The sequence below is a fragment of the Allostigmatella hybrida genome (assembly GCF_020103775.1).
GTDB lineage: Bacteria > Myxococcota > Myxococcia > Myxococcales > Myxococcaceae > Hyalangium > Hyalangium aurantiaca.
In genome coordinates this window covers 1,083,133-1,099,284 of the sequence record NZ_JAHXBH010000001.1, presented here as the reverse complement: position 1 = coordinate 1,099,284, position 16,152 = coordinate 1,083,133, and the positions used below count along the sequence as shown (strand labels likewise).

The window sequence follows — 16,152 nt, the reverse complement described above, 5'->3', positions numbered from 1 at the left end:
AGGTCTGCCTACCGGTGGTTCAGGTACGCCGAGTGGCAGGCCACGCACGTCTCCACGAGACGGCCGTACCCTTCGGCAAGGGCCTTGTCGTCACGCTTCTCCGCGGCCTCGCTGACGGCGCGGGCCCGCAGACGGGCCTCGTCCTGAAGCACGAAGAAGCGCTCGGGCAGCAGGGCGTTGAGCTCGCCCTCCCCGCCGGGCAGGGGCCGGACCAGCCGGGGCTCGGAGGAGATGCGCTGGGCCGCGGCCCGCGCGACGTCGTACTGGAGCAGGGTCACCCCGAACATGAGATCCCTCGCGTCCTGCCCGTGCCGCTCCATCTTCTGGCGCAGCAGGCCCCGCGCCTGCTCCGGGAGGTAATCCGGCTTGGGGAGGGAGGGCATGGCCGCCTTGGGCTCGCTGGGCTTGGCCTTCTTGGCCGGGGCCGCGGGCTTCGCACCGCTGGGCTCCTGGGCGGAGGCTTGAACGAAGAATCCCGCGGTCAGGCACGCCACGAGCACGAGGGGAGGGTTCCAAGGAGTGTTTTTCATTGAACGGTCTTGCCGGTGAAGGGCGCAGCGGACGGGACCATACGCCGGCCCGGGCAAATTCAAGGCAAGACCGAATTAAAAGAAGGGCCCATGTCCAGCACCACACCCGCGGCCCTCTACCCGCCCCTCGAGCCCTACGCCACCGGGCGGCTGCGCGTCTCCCCCGTCCATGAGCTCTATTACGAGGAGAGCGGCAACCCTCACGGCAAGCCCGTCGTCTTCGTCCACGGCGGCCCTGGAAGCGGCACGGATGGCCGGCAGCGGCGCTTCTTCGATCCGAAGGCCTACCGCATCGTACTGTTCGACCAGCGCGGCTGCGGCAAGAGCACGCCCCACGCGAACCTGGAGGACAACACCACCTGGCACCTCGTGGAGGACATGGAGCGGCTGCGCCGCCACCTGAACATCGAGCGGTGGATGGTGTTTGGCGGCTCCTGGGGCAGCACGCTCTCGCTCGCCTACGCGCAGAAGCACCCCGAGGCCGTCACCGAGCTGGTGCTGCGCGGCATCTTCCTGCTGCGCAAGCTGGAGATCGACTGGTTCTACCAGCAGGGCGCCAACATCCTCTTTCCGGATGCGTGGGAGGACTACCTCGCGCCCATTCCTCCCGAGGAGCGGGGGGATCTGCTCCAGGCCTACCACCGGCGGCTGATGAGCGGCGATGCGCACGTGCGCCAGGAGGCCGCGCGGGCCTGGAGCATCTGGGAGGCGCGCACGAGCCACCTGTTGCCCAACGCGGCCCTGGTCGACCGGTATGGCGAGGATCTCTTCTCGCTGGCCTTCGCGCGCATCGAGAGCCACTACTTCGTCCACCGTGGCTTCTTCCGGAGCGACACCCAGCTCCTGGACGATGTGCCGCGCATCCGCCACATCCCGGGCGTCATCGTCCAGGGGCGCTACGACATCCCCTGCCCCATGCAGAGCGCCTGGGCCCTGCACAAGGCCTGGCCCGAGGCACAGCTGCGCATCATCGATGACGGGGGACACTCCGCCAACGAGCCCGGCATCGCCGCCGCGCTCGTGGAGGCCACGGACCGCTTCCGGCCGTAGCCCGGCCGCGGGGGGGGGCTCAGCGCGCCGCCAGCTCGCGGGCCAGCTCGTCGTACATGTGGATGGCGGTGCGGATGGACTTCTCCCAGTCCCCCAGGTGCAGGCTCTCGTTCTCCGAGTGCGCCTGGGTGTAGGGGTCCTCCACGCCGATGAGCAGCGCGGGCACCCCGCCCAGCTCCTTGGCGAAGGGCTCCACGAAGGGAATGGAGGCGCCGCACCCGATGGTCACCGGCTCCCGGCCGAAGCCCTGCTTCATGGCCCGGAGCGCCGCCTGGAAGGCCGGGTGGCTGGAGTCCGTGTACCACCACCCCGAGGGCTGCTCCTCGCGCAGGTGCAGCTCCAGCCCCCACGGCGTCACCTTCCGCAGGTGCTCCACCAACCGGCGGTGCACGTCCTCCGCGTCCATGTCCGGCACGATGCGGATGCCCACCCGGGCCCATGCCGAGTCGCAGATGATGTTGCGCGCGTCCTTCCGGCTGCTGGCCTGAATGGCGTTGATGGCCAGCGAGGGCTGCCGCCAGTTCGTCTCCCAGGGGTGCCGCCCATTGCCCAGCAGCTGCACCCCGGGCAGCAGGCCCGCCTGCTCCCGGAAGCGCGCCTCGTCCCCCGGCAGGGCCTGGATGCTCCGCCGCTCGGCCTCCGTCAGCGGCTTGACCGCGTCCAGGATGCCCGGAATGGCGAGGGTGCCATCCGGATGGGTCAGCGTCGCCAGCATCCGGCACAGCCCCATGACCGGATCCGGCACGGGGCCTCCCCACATGCCCGAGTGCACGGCCTGCCGCAGGGCGCGCACCTCCACGTCCACCATCACCAGCCCCCGCAGGGCCGTGGTGACGGACGGCAGTCCCACATCGAAGTTGGACGTGTCTGTCAGGACGATGGCATCGGCCTTCAGCAACGCCGCGTGCTGGCGCAGGAACGGGGCGAGGTGCTCGCTGCCCGCCTCCTCCTCGCCCTCGATGATCACCTTCACGTTGAGGGGCAGCGTGCCCGCGCCCTTCAGCCACGCCTCCACCGCCGAGGTGTGCACCACGATGCCCGCCTTGTCGTCGGCGGACCCTCGGCCATAGAGCCGCCCGTCCCGCACCTCGGGCTCGAAGGGAGGGCTCTTCCACAGCCCCTCGTCGCCCGCAGGCTGGACGTCATGGTGGGCATACAACAACAGCGTGGGCTTGCCTGGCGCCCGGAGCACCTCCCCGTAGACGTAGGGGTGCGCTCCCTCGATTTCGAGCAGCTGCACATTTTCAAAGCCACGGTCTCGCAAAAGCGCCGCGGTGGCCTCGGCGCTGCGCCGGACCTGCTTTGGGTCGAAGCCCGGGAACGAGACGCTGGGAATGCGCACCAGGGCCTTCAGATCCTCCAAGTACGAATTCTTCTGAGACTCAAAACATGCGAGCGCTTTGTCGATCGGCATGGAAACGTCCCATATCGCAAAAGCCGCCGCTTCCGCTCGCTGTCCATGGGCACGGGGCGAGCCCAGCCGATATCATGGGCGCATGTCCGACGCTCCGACTCTTCTCCTGGTAGATGATGACAACTTCGTCCGGCGCATCCTCAAAGACACCCTGGCCGAAACGGGGATCGAGCTGAGGCTGCTCGAGGCTTCGGACGGCGAGGAGGGGCTGGCCATCGCCGCGCGAGAGAAGCCCGCGTTGATGTTCCTCGACCTGTTCATGCCCCGCCGCAGCGGGCTGGAGGTCCTCGCCGCGATGAAGCAGACGTCGCCGGGCACGCGCGTGCTGGTGATCAGCAGCATGGACGCGGAGCCCGTGGTGGAGCAGGCCCTGGCGGCCGGTGCGGTGGGCTTCGTGGGCAAGCCCTTCCACCCGCTGGAGATTGCGTCCGCCGTCCGGCAAGCCCTCGCGCAATAGACGGGGCGCGCGCATGGCGAACTACTGGATTGGAGATGCAACGGGCCGGGTGCTCGGCCCCCTGACGCTTCAGGCCCTGAGGGATCTGATCGGCTCCGGACGCCTGCGGGCCGTCAACCGGGCCTCGCGCGATGGCACCACCTGGATTCCCCTCCAGGACTTCACCGAGGTGAAGGACCTGGTCGCCTCCGCCCTGCCCACGCTCGCCGCCGAGCAGCAGCGGGCCGAGACCCTGCGCACCCAGCTCCGGGGCATGCAGAACCTGAAGACGCCGCACGAGGTGTTCGGCATGAGGCCCACCGCCTCGCTGGACGAGGTGCGGCTGGCCTTCTTCCGGATGGCCAAGCGCTATGCTCCGGAGCACCTGCCCCCGGACACCCCCGAGGCGCTGCGCCAGGTGTCCCAGGAGACGTTCGACTTCCTGTCGCAGAAGATGCGCGAAGTGGAGGCCATGGCCCCGCGGGGCACCCCCGGCCGGCCGCCCACTCCCGCCCCCGTGGCGGAGCGGCAGCCCACCCCTGCTCCCGTGGCAGGCCGGCGGCTCACCCCCGTGCCCCTGGCGGGCAGGCCCCCGCTGGGCTCCACGGGCCCCATGGCTCCGGGGGCCCTGCTGGCCACGCAGGTGCGGCAGCAGATGACTTCGCCCATCTATTCCACCTCGGAGTTCGTCGGCCTCAAGCCGCGGGATGGCGAGCGGCTCCAGGCGGAGATCCACGTCAACGCGCGCAGCGTGGGGCTCTTCACCGAGCACCGGATGATCAACCTGGCCACGGGCGGGCTCTTCGTGCCCACCCCGAGGCCCCTGCGGCTGGGGACGCAGGTGGACCTGACGCTTCGCTTCGAGCAACCGGCCCGCACCATCGAGCTGCGCACCACCGTCATCTGGGAGAACGCCCTGAACGATGGGCGGCAGCCCGCGGGCTATGGGTTGGGCCTGGCGGGATTAAGGGCCGAGGAGAAGAGCTTCCTTCAAGAGTTCGTCCGCAATCACCCCAAGGACTGAGACCCTTTTGACCGCTCCGCCGCCCTCCACCGGGATTCGCGCCGCCTCCGAGTACCTGCCGCTCGAGGGCTTGCCCATCCCCGTGGCCATTCTGAGAGCGGACCGGGTGGCCTATGCCAACGCCGCGCTGACCGCCCTGCTCGGCCTCTCCCAGGAGGCCCTGTCCCAGCTGTCCATGTCGGAGCTGCTCTCGCGCTTCGTTCCCAAGGATCAGCCCTGGATCGAACCGCGGTATCAGGCCCAGGCCCAGGCGCGGCACCTGCAATCGGCCCCCACGGACCTGTGGCTGCACGTGCGGGGCGTGGGCGGCAAGGAGCGGACGTTCCACCTGCGGATCCACAGTGGCCCCGGCCCCGGCGAGCAGACCGTGGTGCTGGTCGATGCGCAGGGCGAGGACACCGCCCAGCAGCTCATCGGCGCGCTGGTCATCGCCGCCAGCGAGATGATGGTCTGCCAGGACGAGACAGGGGTGCTGGACCGGGCCCTGGATGCCATCTCCGCCCAGGGCTTCTTCGCCTCCATCCTGCATGCCCGGCAGGACCTGTTCGTCTATGGCCCCGTGCGGCATGATCCCGAGGCCATCGCGCTGCTGGAGCGCCTGGTGGGACAGCCGCTCGCGGACTACAGCTATCCGCGGGCCCGGATGCCTCACCTGAACGCCCTGTTCCAGCAGCGCAAGGCCACCTTCCATCCGGAATGGAACGCGATCCTGCGCCGGCTCTTCCCCTCGGAGCTGGCGGAGTTTCACGAGCACAAGCACCCGGGGCTCAAGTCGCTGGATGTGCCCATCTTCGTCGAGGGCCAACCCTACGGCGTGCTGTCGGTGAAGGGCCGCTCGCTCACCATCATGAGCACGGCGACGCTGGAGCTGTTCGCGCAGATGATGGGCGGGGCACTGGAGAACGTGCGCCACCACCAGCGGGCCCAGGAGCGGCTGGCGGAGCTGACCCGGCTCCAGAACGAGCTGGTGGCGCACGAGCGCATCACCGTGCTGGGCGAGGCCGCCGGCGTGGTGGCCCACGAGGTCCGCAATCCCCTGGGTGCCATCCTCAACGCCACGGCCCTGCTCAAGCGCGAGGAGCAGTTGAGCGCCGTCGGCCACAGCGCGGTGTCCATGCTGGAGGAGGAGGCCATCCGGCTGGAGGACATCGTCCGGGACCTGCTGGACGTGGTGCGCCCCTTCGAGCTGCGGCCCCGCATGGTGCACCTGGGAGACCTGGCGCGGCACACGGTGACGCTCCTGCAGCCCGTGGCGGAGGCCACGCAGGCCCGGGTCGTCATCGACGAGGAGCCGGACCTGCCCCCGCTCCAGGCCGATGAGACGCTGATGCAGCTGGCGCTCTCCAACCTCGTCCGCTACGCGCTGCGCTCCTCGCCCGAGGGGGGCACGGTGCGCATGGTGCTGGCCCGGGCCGCCAAGGGCCTCTCCATCGCCGTCGAGGACCAGGGCGCGAGCCTCAGCCACACGGACACCCAGCGCTTCTTCGAGCCCTTCTTCACCAGCCGCAACAATGGCGCGGGCCTGGGGCTCGCCGTGGTGCGCCGGGTGGTGCTGGCCCACGGGGGGGACATCCAGGCCTCCGAGCGATCCGGCGGCGGGGCGCGCTTCGAGCTGCTCCTCCAGGACATCGGGCGCGGCTGAGCCGGGGCCGGCGGTCCGCTCAGAGCGGGCTCAGCAGGCAGCGGCAGGGCAGCCCGCCATTGCGGACCGGAAGGCTCCGGGCCCCGGTGAGCCCCAGGGCGCGGATCAACACCGCCTCGTCCGGGACGAGCAGCGCCACCCGCCAGCCTCCGAAGGCCCGCTTCAGCGTGGCGCCCAGCGCCCGGTAGAGGTCCGGCAGCTCTCCGCCCTCCCCCACGCGCTTGCCATACGGCGGGTTGGCCACCACCAGGCCTGGGGTTTTTCCCGGCGCCTCGAGCGTCTTCACGTCCCGGCGATCCAGGGCGAGCGTCACCCCCGCCCGCCGCGCGTTGCGCCGGGCCGTTCCCAGCGCCCCGGCGTTGAGGTCGAACCCGGACAGGGCCGCGCGGGGCGTGGACAGCGCCTCGGCCTGCACCCGGGCCCGGAGGGCCTCCCAGGCCGCCGGCGCGAAGCCCGGGAAGCGCTCGAAGGCGAAGCGCCGCTCCAGGCCCGGGGCCCGGCGCATGGACATCCACGCCCCCTCGATGAGGAAGGTGCCCGAGCCGCACATGGGGTCCACCAGAGGCTCCCCGCCGTCATAGCCCGCGAGCACCAGCAGCCCCGCCGCGAGCGTCTCCCGCAGCGGGGCCCGCCCCACCTCCTGGCGGTAGCCCCGGCGGTACAGGAGCCCTCCGCTGGTGTCCACGCTCACCGTGCAGGTGTCGCCCTCCAGCCTCGCCAGCAGGGTGAGCCCCTCGGTGTCGTCCTCCTCCAGGTCCCCCCCGCGGGCCAGGCCCGGCACGCCCCAGGCCCGGGCTGCCGCGCCCAGCACCGCCCCGGCGGGCACCCGGGAGCGGTGCGCGGCCACGAGCAGCCGCGGCGTGCCCGTGCCATTCCACACGCGGCCCAGGTCCAGTGCCGCCAGCCCCCGGGTGAGGGCGCCCACGTCCGGCGCCCGGAAACCGCCCAGGCGCAGCAGCACCCGGCTGGCGGTGCGAAGGCGCACATTGGCCTCCTGGTGCAGCCCGGCAGGGCCCTCCAGCACCACCCCGCCCTCCTCCCGGCGGGGCCTCATCCCCAACGCCTCCGCCTCCGCCTCCAGGGCGGGCTCCAGCCCAGGGGAGGCCACGGCGAAGAGCTGTTCGGTCGGTGGAGGGGGCATGCGGCGGAGGCCCATTGTCCGCGCCGGGGGCCCCACTGCAATCCTTATCGGCACCCGCCCTCCGGTTGCGTTAAGGGAGAGGCGCATGAGCACCCCCGAAGCCCCCGTCCGGAAGAAGCCCCTGGAGTACGAGCCCACCGTGACCCGCGTGCAGATGGAGACGCCGGACACCGCCACGCTCTACCTGGACTTTGGAGGGGCCCCGCTGGACTACAAGGCCGGCCAGTTTCTCAACATCGACCCGCACCAGTTCCGTGAGCTGGCCCCGCTGGCCGCCTTCCTCCAGGAGCAGAAGGGCCGCCGGGAAATCTTCCGCTCCTACTCGCTCAGCTCCGCGCCCCACGAGCCGCTCGTGGCCATCACCGTGAAGGACGAGCCCTACCTGCCCGGGCTCACCCGCTACCCGGCGCTGCTCGCGCCGCTGCTCATCCACGGCCGGCTCACCGGCGCCCGCATCAAGGTCTCCGGCTTCATGGGCCCCTACGTCCTGCCCGACGACGTGGAGTCACGCACGGACCACATCGTCCACGTGGTGGCCGGCTCCGGCGCGGTGCCCAACTTCTCCATCATCAAGGACGCGCTGCACCGGGGCCTGAAGCTGCGCCACACCTTCGTGCTCTCCAACAAGACGGCCGCGGACATGCTCTACCGCGAGGCCCTGGAGGCGCTGGAGGCCGCGCACCCGGACCGGCTGCGCGTGGTGCACACCCTCACCCGGGAGACGGACACGGCCCACCTGGGCCCCCACGTGCGCAAGGGCCGGGTGGACCAGGCCCTCTTGGAGGAGCTCATCCCGGACCGGGAGACGTGCCTGGTCTACATTTGCGGGCCCGCCATCACCCCGTGGGACCGGCGCAAGGCGCTGGAGACGCGCACCCCCGCCACGCCCCGCTTCCTGGAGACGGTGGTGGGCCACCTCCACACCCTGGGCATTCACGACAAGCGCATCAAGCGGGAGGCGTACGGGTAGCCGCGGGCCCCACGCCCAGGGCCTGGGTCAGCTTGGGCTGCACCCCGAAGGAGCCCAGGAGCGCCTCCAGCTTCGCCCGCGCCGGGCGGTTCTCCCGGTGCACGCGGCGGCCCAGGATGAGCTCGTTCTTCAGCGAGTGCTCCCAGCCCGTCAGCTCCGTCACCGTCACCTGGTAGCCGAACGCCTCCAGCGTCAGCGCGCGGATGACGTTGGTGAGGTGCGAGCCGAACTCGCGCCGGTGCCAGGGGTGCTGGAAGAGCATCCCCAGCGAGGCCTCCACCTCCTGCCGCTGCCCCTTGAGCTGCGCGGCCACCTCCGCCTGGCAGCACGGCACCACCGCCACGTGGTCCGCGTTGTGCTGGATGGCGGCCAGCAGCGCGTCATCCGTCGCCGTGTCACAGGCGTGCAACGCGGTGAGCAGGTGGATGCGCTCGGGCCAGGTGGCCCCCTCCAGGTGCGCCGTCTGGAACTCCATGCGCGTGAAGCCCAGGCGCTGGGCGCGCTCCTGCGCGCGCGCCGTCAGCTCCGCCCGGCCCTCGATGGAGAGCAGGCGGCCCTCGGCGGCGTCCTTGAGGAACAGCTCATAGAGGATGAAGCCCAGGTAGGCATTGCCGCTGCCCGCGTCCACGATGACGGTGGACGGGTGGCGCGCGAGCACGTCCTCCACGGCGGGCCGCAGCAGGCCCACCAGGTGGTTGACCTGCTTGAGCTTGCGCAGCGAGTCCGCGTTGAGGTTGCCCTCGCGCGTGAGCAGGTGCAGCTCCCGCAGGAGCGCCGGGGACTGGGCCGGCAGCAGCTCGCGCCGCACCTGGGCCGCCTTGACGTTGCGCCTCAGACTGCCACCACCTCGGTCACCTCGGGAATCGCCTCCCGGAGGCGCCCCTCGATGCCCATCTTCAGGGTCGCCGTGGACGAGGGGCAGCCGCTGCACGAGCCCTGCATGTGCAGGTAGACGATGCCGCCCTCGAAGCGGTCCAGGGTGATGTCGCCACCGTCCTGCGCCACCGCGGGGCGGATCTCCGCATCGAGGATGTCCCGGATGCGCTGCTCCACCGAGGAGCCAGAATCCGCAGGGTTGGCGCGCGCGGCCGCCACGGCCGCCTCGTCCACCACGGGCTCATCGCTGCCCAAGTGCGCATCCAGCGTGGACATCACCGCGTCATTCAGCTCGTCCCACTCGCCCTCCGCGCCCTTGGTCACCGTGACGAAGTTGAGGCCCAGCATCACCGCGGTGACGCCCTGGATGTCCATCAGCTTGAGGGCCAGGGGGGACTTCTGCTCAGCGTCCTCGCGGCGGGTGAAGTTCACCGCCCCGCTGGTCAGCAGGCGCCGATCCACCACGTACTTCAGGGTGCTGGGGTTCGGGGTCCACTCCAACTGGATGTTGACTGACATTCAAATCTCCTATGCCTCTTCTCTAAGGCGGCCCCCGCCCCATAGCAACCCGGCGGGCTTGGAGGCAATCTGCCCCCACGCCTTCCCAAGGGCCAAGATGTAGAGAGGCGGCCCGGGACGGTGTAAGAGGGTACCTCTGGGGACCCCCACCAATGGAGCCGAAGCCACCCATCCGCCCGCTGTCCGAGCCCGCCTCGCCGCCGCGGGTGCCGGTGAGCGTCATGGAGGGGCTCTTCGTCCGGGGGCTCAAGGCCGAGGGGCGCCTGGCCGAGCGGCTGCTCTCCCTGGGGTATGACCTCAAGAAGCCCGAGGTGCACTACTCGGTGCTCACCTACCAGCGCTGCGTGAACGCGGCCCGGCAGGAGCTGTTCAGCCACCTGACCGACGAGGAGGCCCACCGGCTGCTCGGCCGGAAGATGATGGAGGGCTTCCTGGAGACCCTGCTGGGCAAGGTGGTGGGCGTGGCCATGCCCATGATTGGCCCGGCGCACGTGGTGGACCGCATTCCGCGCTACTGCGCGATGATGGGCCGCGCGGACATGGCGCCCCAGATTACCTCCGCGGGCGAGAAGGCCCGGCGCATCGCCTTCAAGGACATCTACAACCGGCCCGAGTTCCTGGCCGGCGCCATCGAGGCGGGCATGGAGCGCACCCACGTGCGGCCCACCGTCACCGTGGAAGAGCGCACCCCGGAGGGCTACCGGCTCTTCTTGCGCTGGTAGCCCCGCGCGAGCCTCTGGAAAGCCCTGGTCCCGGACGTTATACGCTCGCCCGGCCCTGGCCGCCCCGATGTCCCGTCCGACGCCCGCCACCCTGCGCGTCCACCGCGCCCTCACCGAGGTTGCCCAGCAGGACTGGGACGCGCTGCTGGATGACGCGGCCGTGCCCTTCATGGAGTGGGCCTTCCTGGTGGCGCTGGAGGAGAGCGGCAGCGTGGCGCCCGAGCGGGGCTGGCACCCGCGCCACCTGACGCTGTGGCAGGGCTCTCGCCTGGTGGCCGCCGCGCCCGCGTACCTGCGCGACGACAGCGAGGGCGAGTTCGTCTTCGACGGCACCTGGGCCGACGCGGCCGGCCGGGTGGGCCTGCGCTACTACCCGAAGCTCGTGCTCACCGTGCCCTTCACCCCCGTCACCGGGCGGCGCATCCTCGTGGCCCCCGGCGAGGACCGGGCCCTGCGCGAGGCGGAGCTGTACGCGGGGGCCCTGGCCTACTCGCGCTCCGAGGGCATCTCCGGCATCCACGTCCTCTTCCCCTCCCAGGAGGAGCTGGGCGTGCTGGAGGATTCCAGCTTCGCGGTGCGCCTGGGGGTGCAGTACCAGTGGCACAACCCCGGCTACCACTCGATGGAGGACTTCCTCGGCCGCTTCCACGCCAAGCGGCGCCACCAGCTGCGGCGCGAGCTGCGCGCCCCCGCCGAGCAGGGCATCACCCTGCGCACGCTGCGCGGCGAGGAGCTCTCGGCGCTGGGCAGCGAGGAGATCTTCCGCTTCTACTGCTCCACGGTGGACAAGTACCCGTGGGGCCGCCGCCTCCTCACCCCGGAGTTCTTCGCTCGCCTGCTTGCTACCTTCCGCCACCGCTGCGAGTTCGTGGAGGCCCGGCGGGAAGGCCAGCGCATCGCCGGCGCGTTCAACCTCGTCGGCCCGGGCGTCCTGTATGGACGGTACTGGGGGTGCATCGAGGAGCATCCGTTTCTGCACTTCAATGTCTGCCTGTACCACCCCATCCAGGAGGCCATCGCCCAGGGACTGCGGCGCTTCGAGCCGGGCGCCGGGGGGGAGCACAAGTTGACGCGCGGATTCGAGCCCCATCTCACCTACAGCGCGCACCTGCTCCTTCACCCTAGACTGGACCGGGCCGTACGTGCCTTCCTGTCCCAGGAGCAGGCAGCCGTGCGGACGGGACTGTCCCGGTGGCACGCGGCGACTGGTTTCAAGAAGGAAGGGGTGTGAGGTCCCCCCTCACGTCCTAAGGAAGAGCCATGGCCCAGAAGTTCGAAAACGACGAGAACGTCGTCACCGAGACCCGCCCCGAGAAGAAGCTCAAGAAGCCCACCCTCTACAAGGTGCTTCTGCACAACGACAACTACACGACGCGGGAGTTCGTGGTCGCGGTCCTCAAGGAAATCTTCCACAAGTCCGAGGGCGAAGCCGTGCAGATCATGCTGCATGTTCATTACAACGGCATCGGCGTGGCGGGCGTTTATACCTATGAGGTCGCCGAGACGAAGGTAAAGACCGTAGAGGATGCAGCCCGGGACAATGGGTACCCGCTGCGACTCTCGATGGAACCAGAGGAAGGTTGAACCGTGGCTGGACCCCAGATTGCCAAGGAGTTGCAGACGAGCTTCCGGAAAGCGCTGGAGGAGGCGCGCCGGATGCAGCACGAATACCTCACGCTCGAGCACCTGCTGCTGGCACTGACGAAGGATGCCCGCACGCGTGAGGTCCTCAAAGGATGTGGGGCGAACGTCAAGCGCCTGGAGGAGCGGCTGGAGGCCTTCCTGGAGGAGACGGTCGAGCGCCTGCCTGAGGACGCGGACGGCGAGCCCCAGCAGACCATCGGCGTGGAGCGGGTGCTCCACCGCGCCGCCATGCACGCGCTGTCGGCCGAGCAGAAGGTCATCGATGGCGGAGACGTGCTCGTGGCGCTGTTCCGCGAGGACGAGAGCCAGGCGCTCTACTTCCTCCAGCAGGAGGGCGTGACGCGCCTGGACCTGCTCAACTTCATCTCCCACGGCATCACCAAGGAAGGCGCGGACAGCAAGGGCGGAGAGGCCCGCGGCGTGCCGGCCGGGGAGGACGAGGAGGGAGAGGCGCCGCGCAAGAGCCCGCTGGCGGCCTACACCACGCTGCTGAACGCCGAGGCCAAGGCGGGGCGCATCGATCCGCTCATCGGCCGCGAGAAGGAGCTGGAGCGCACCATCCAGGTGCTGTGCCGCCGGCGCAAGAACAACCCGCTCTACGTGGGCGAGACGGGCGTGGGCAAGACGGCCATCGCCGAGGGCCTGGCGCTGCGCATCCACGAGGACAAGGTCCCCGAGGTTCTGAAGGGCGCGGAGGTCTACTCGCTGGACATGGGCGCGCTGCTCGCGGGCACCAAGTTCCGCGGCCAGTTCGAGGAGCGCCTCAAGGGCGTGCTCAAGGAGCTGCAGGAGCACCCCAACGCCATCCTCTTCATCGACGAGATTCACACCATCGTCGGGGCGGGCGCCACCAGCGGGGGCTCCATGGATGCCTCCAACCTGCTCAAGCCGGCGCTGGCCAACGGGCGCCTGCGCTGCATCGGCTCCACCACCTACCAGGAGTTCAAGGCTTCGTTCGAGCGGGACCGGGCCCTGTCCCGGCGCTTCCAGAAGATCGAAGTGCCCGAGCCCTCGGTGGAGGACACGGTGCTCATCCTGGAGGGGCTCAAGAGCCGCTACGAGCAGCACCACGGGGTGAAGTACGACACGGATGCGCTGCGCGCCGCCGCGGAGCTGTCCGCCAAGCACATCAATGACCGGTTCCTGCCGGACAAGGCCATCGACGTCATCGACGAGTCGGGCGCCGCCGAGCGGCTCAAGCCCGAGGGCCAGCGCACCGGCAAGGTGACCATGGCGGACGTGGAGGCCGTGGTGGCCAAGATGGCGCGCATCCCCGCCAAGAGCGTCTCGGCGCAGGAGGGCGTGCAGCTCCAGAACCTGGAGAAGGAGCTGCGGGCGGTCATCTTCGGCCAGGACGAGGCCATCCAGAACCTCACCAGCACCATCAAGCTGGCGCGCAGCGGCCTGCGCTCGCCCGAGAAGCCCATCGGCAGCTTCCTGTTCTCTGGCCCCACGGGCGTGGGCAAGACGGAGCTGGCCAAGCAGCTGGCCGCCGTGCTCGGCGTGGAGTTCCTGCGCTTCGACATGAGCGAGTACTCGGAGAAGCACACCGTGAGCCGGCTCATCGGCGCGCCCCCGGGTTACGTGGGCTTCGACCAGGGCGGCCTGCTCACGGACGCCGTGCGCAAGCACCCCTACGCGGTGCTGGTGCTGGATGAAATCGAGAAGGCCCACCCGGACCTCTTCAACATCCTGCTCCAGGTGATGGACCACGCGACGTTGACGGACAACAACGGCCGCAAGGCGGACTTCCGCAACATCATCCTCATCCTCACCACCAACGCGGGCGCGCGCGAGATGAACGTGCAGGCCATCGGCTTCGGGGACACGCAGGCCCCGTCGGATCCGAAGCGCGCGAAGAAGGCCATCGAGCGCACCTTCACGCCGGAGTTCCGCAACAGGCTGGACGGGTGGCTGCTGTTCGGTGGGCTCTCCTCCGAGATCATCCTCAAGGTGGTCGACAAGGAAGTGGGCCTCCTCCAGAAGATGCTGGTGGAGAAGAACGTGAAGCTGGAGCTGACCACCGCGGCCCGGGCCTGGCTCGCCGAGCACGGGTACGATCCCGCCTTCGGCGCGCGCCCCATGGCGCGGCTCGTGGACAACCGGCTGAAGAAGCCGCTGGCGGAGTCCATCCTCTTCGGCGAGCTGAAGCACGGCGGCACCGCCGTCTTCGACGTCGAGGGCGAGGAGCTCAAACTCAAGCCCGTACCGCTTCCCTCGGCCAAGGCCTAGCCGCTTCCGGCGGTTCTCATCCGGGGTGAAGGGGTGTCATGCCCCTTCACCTCTCTTTTTTGGCCTCCACGTAGCGGGCCCGGGGCCGCAGCACGTGGCCCTGCTCGCGCTGCTCCAGCACGTGGGCCACCCAGCCCGCGGCGCGCCCCACCGCGAACAGCGCCGTGGCCGCCCCCCGGGGCAAGCCCAGGGCCGCCGCCAGCGCCACCAGTCCGAAGTCCATGGTGGGCGACGGGTGCCCTTCGTCCCGCATGGCCTCCGCCACCGCGCGCACCACCCGGACCGCCGCCCGCTCCGGGCGCACCGCCCAGGCCGCCTCCAGCAATGGGGGTGTACGCGGGTCTCCCTCGGGATAGAGCCGGTGCCCGAAGCCGGGGATGGACTCGCCCCGCCGCAGCCGCTCGTGGACAACCGTGGCCGCGCGCCCGGGACGCCCCACTTCCTGCATCAGCGCCTCGATGCGGTCACACGCGCCCCCGTGCCGGGGCCCGGACAACGCCGCCAGCGCCGCGCTCACGCACGCGTACAGGTCCGCCCCGGAGGAGGCCGCCACCCGCGCCGCGAAGGTCGAGACGTTCAGCTCGTGGTCCGCGCAGAGCACCAGGGCCCGGTCGAGCAGCCCGGCCGCGCCCCGGGCCTTCACCCCCCAGGCCTGCACCAGCCCCGCCGCCAGGGAGTCCTGCGCCAGCGCCTCGGCCACACGGCTGGGTCCTTGGGCCACGCCCACCCATGCGCCCAGCAGCCGGAGCAAACGCCGGGCGCGAAGCCGTTCCTGTTCGGGGGGCGCGACGAAACGCATTGGGTCTGCGGCCCCCAACAGGGGCACCACCGCGGAGAGCGCCACCACGGGAGGTGCCTCAGCGGGGAGCAGGCCCTTCAGCGCCGAGGCGGGAAAGGGCAACGGCGGCGCGGGCCACCGCACGGGAGCCGCTGGCAGTTGCCCCGTCCACAGCAGCTCCGCCACCGCTTCGAAGGAGGCGCCGCGCGCCACCAGCTCCACCGCCGGATGGCCCCGGTAGGCCACGCCCCGCGCATCGATGCGCGTCACGGAGGAGTCAATCACGGGCTCGCCCCAGCGCAGCGCGCCCGAGGCCACCGCCGCATGCCCCGCCCGCGCATCGTGCCGGACCTTCAGCCGCTCCAGGTCCATGCGCACATAGCGGTTCTGCTTCGTCCCCTTCTCCGGAACGCACCGCACAAGCCCCCGGCTCACGTACGTGTAGAGCGTCGTCCGCTTGATGCCCAGCAACGCCGCCGCCTCCGCTGCGGACACCAGCTCCTCATGTCGATGGTCGAATCGAGATTGAGAACGCCCCCCTCTGCGCTTCACCATGATGACCGAAGCCTCCTCGACAGGAAGTGTCGGCGCGATCCGCCGGGGTGTCGAGACGGGGCGAGCCCCCTGGAGCCCTCATGCCCTCCCCTCACCTCATCCACGAATCGGAACTGCCCTGGACGGACATCACCCACGGCCGCCGCGTCGCGCTCCGCCGCAAGCAGCTCGGCGCCGCCGCGAAGGGCCAGCAGCTCGGGTGCAGCCTCATCGAGCTGCTCCCGGGCAAGCAGTCCTGGCCGCGCCACTACCACCTCGCCAACGAGGAGGCGATCTACGTGCTCGCCGGCCAGGGCTCCCTGCGTCTGGGGGAGGAAACGCTGCCGCTGAAGGCCGGGGACTACGTCGCGCTCCCGGCGGGCCCCGGCACCGCGCACCAGCTCTTCAATGAGGGGCCCGAGCCCCTGCGCTATCTGGCCTTCTCCACCATGCAGGCCCCGGACATCGTCATGTACCCGGACTCGAAGAAGGTGGGCGTGTTCGGCGGCGCGGCGCCAGGGGGAGACAAGGCCGCGCGCTTCCTGCACGCCTACCTCCCCCTGGCCGCCGAGGTGGACTACTGGGACGGCGAGAACACGGGCGAGCCGGAGCCTGGCACCGGCGGGTGAGCCTGCCGGAG

Annotated in this window: 16 protein-coding genes; 10 read left to right on the top strand and 6 right to left on the bottom strand. The window is 70.5% G+C overall.

Annotation, left to right across the window (positions count from 1 at the left end; all coding sequences use genetic code 11):
* Positions 1-8: 8 nt before the first annotated feature.
* The gene (locus tag KY661_RS04440) at positions 9-530 is read right to left on the bottom strand and encodes a hypothetical protein (RefSeq protein ID WP_225408987.1); all 522 of its coding nucleotides are present in this window, start codon (positions 528-530) and stop codon (positions 9-11) included.
* A gap of 90 nt (positions 531-620) precedes the next feature.
* On the opposite strand from KY661_RS04440, the gene pip reads away from it, so the two are divergent.
* Complete coding sequence (pip, locus tag KY661_RS04435; protein ID WP_225408986.1) at positions 621-1,580, top strand: prolyl aminopeptidase; 960 nt, start codon at positions 621-623, stop codon at positions 1,578-1,580.
* Between the two features lie 19 nt (positions 1,581-1,599).
* On the opposite strand, the gene KY661_RS04430 is transcribed toward pip, so the two are convergent.
* Positions 1,600-2,994, bottom strand: a complete 1,395-nt coding sequence (locus tag KY661_RS04430; RefSeq protein ID WP_075007481.1) for a M20/M25/M40 family metallo-hydrolase — start codon at positions 2,992-2,994, stop codon at positions 1,600-1,602.
* Between the two features lie 82 nt (positions 2,995-3,076).
* On the opposite strand from KY661_RS04430, the gene KY661_RS04425 reads away from it, so the two are divergent.
* The 3 genes from KY661_RS04425 to KY661_RS04415 are packed head-to-tail and all read left to right on the top strand — an operon-like array spanning position 3,077 to position 6,096.
* Complete coding sequence (locus tag KY661_RS04425; protein ID WP_075007480.1) at positions 3,077-3,451, top strand: response regulator transcription factor; 375 nt, start codon at positions 3,077-3,079, stop codon at positions 3,449-3,451.
* A 13-nt stretch (positions 3,452-3,464) separates the two neighbouring features.
* Complete coding sequence (locus tag KY661_RS04420; RefSeq protein ID WP_225408985.1) at positions 3,465-4,454, top strand: TIGR02266 family protein; 990 nt, start codon at positions 3,465-3,467, stop codon at positions 4,452-4,454.
* A gap of 7 nt (positions 4,455-4,461) precedes the next feature.
* Positions 4,462-6,096, top strand: a complete 1,635-nt coding sequence (locus KY661_RS04415; RefSeq protein WP_225408984.1) for an ATP-binding protein — start codon at positions 4,462-4,464, stop codon at positions 6,094-6,096.
* Positions 6,097-6,115: 19 nt separating this feature from the next.
* Here KY661_RS04415 and KY661_RS04410 read toward each other — a convergent pair whose 3' ends face one another.
* On the bottom strand, positions 6,116-7,237 hold the full coding sequence (locus tag KY661_RS04410; RefSeq protein ID WP_225408983.1) for a THUMP domain-containing class I SAM-dependent RNA methyltransferase: 1,122 nt from the start codon (positions 7,235-7,237) through the stop codon (positions 6,116-6,118).
* Between the two features lie 85 nt (positions 7,238-7,322).
* On the opposite strand from KY661_RS04410, the gene KY661_RS04405 reads away from it, so the two are divergent.
* The gene (locus KY661_RS04405) at positions 7,323-8,207 is read left to right on the top strand and encodes a ferredoxin reductase domain-containing protein (protein WP_225408982.1); all 885 of its coding nucleotides are present in this window, start codon (positions 7,323-7,325) and stop codon (positions 8,205-8,207) included.
* Here the strand turns inward: KY661_RS04405 and KY661_RS04400 are convergent.
* Both KY661_RS04400 and KY661_RS04395 read right to left on the bottom strand, forming a co-directional pair.
* Entirely contained in the window at positions 8,185-9,015 is an 831-nt protein-coding gene (locus tag KY661_RS04400) for a class I SAM-dependent methyltransferase (protein ID WP_225408981.1), read from the bottom strand. The genes KY661_RS04405 and KY661_RS04400 overlap by 23 nt on opposite strands.
* A 23-nt stretch (positions 9,016-9,038) precedes the next feature.
* On the bottom strand, positions 9,039-9,602 hold the full coding sequence (locus tag KY661_RS04395; RefSeq protein WP_225408980.1) for a NifU family protein: 564 nt from the start codon (positions 9,600-9,602) through the stop codon (positions 9,039-9,041).
* A gap of 152 nt (positions 9,603-9,754) precedes the next feature.
* Here KY661_RS04395 and KY661_RS04390 point away from each other — a divergent pair, with 152 nt between their 5' ends.
* From KY661_RS04390 to clpA, 4 genes are all read left to right on the top strand, one after another.
* Positions 9,755-10,324, top strand: coding sequence for a DUF2378 family protein (locus KY661_RS04390; RefSeq protein WP_225408979.1), 570 nt, complete (start codon positions 9,755-9,757; stop codon positions 10,322-10,324).
* A gap of 67 nt (positions 10,325-10,391) precedes the next feature.
* Positions 10,392-11,555: a GNAT family N-acetyltransferase gene (locus tag KY661_RS04385; RefSeq protein ID WP_225408978.1), complete on the top strand. Its 1,164-nt coding sequence runs from the start codon at positions 10,392-10,394 to the stop codon at positions 11,553-11,555.
* Positions 11,556-11,584: 29 nt separating this feature from the next.
* Positions 11,585-11,908: an ATP-dependent Clp protease adaptor ClpS gene (locus KY661_RS04380; protein WP_225408977.1), complete on the top strand. Its 324-nt coding sequence runs from the start codon at positions 11,585-11,587 to the stop codon at positions 11,906-11,908.
* A gap of 3 nt (positions 11,909-11,911) precedes the next feature.
* The gene (clpA, locus tag KY661_RS04375; protein WP_225408976.1) at positions 11,912-14,200 is read left to right on the top strand and encodes an ATP-dependent Clp protease ATP-binding subunit ClpA; all 2,289 of its coding nucleotides are present in this window, start codon (positions 11,912-11,914) and stop codon (positions 14,198-14,200) included.
* A gap of 46 nt (positions 14,201-14,246) precedes the next feature.
* Here the strand turns inward: clpA and KY661_RS04370 are convergent, their stop codons facing one another.
* Positions 14,247-15,533, bottom strand: a complete 1,287-nt coding sequence (locus KY661_RS04370) for a citrate synthase family protein (RefSeq protein WP_225408975.1) — start codon at positions 15,531-15,533, stop codon at positions 14,247-14,249.
* 80 nt (positions 15,534-15,613) lie between these two features.
* On the opposite strand from KY661_RS04370, the gene KY661_RS04365 reads away from it, so the two are divergent.
* On the top strand, positions 15,614-16,141 hold the full coding sequence (locus KY661_RS04365; RefSeq protein WP_225408974.1) for a cupin domain-containing protein: 528 nt from the start codon (positions 15,614-15,616) through the stop codon (positions 16,139-16,141).
* Positions 16,142-16,152 lie beyond the last annotated feature (11 nt).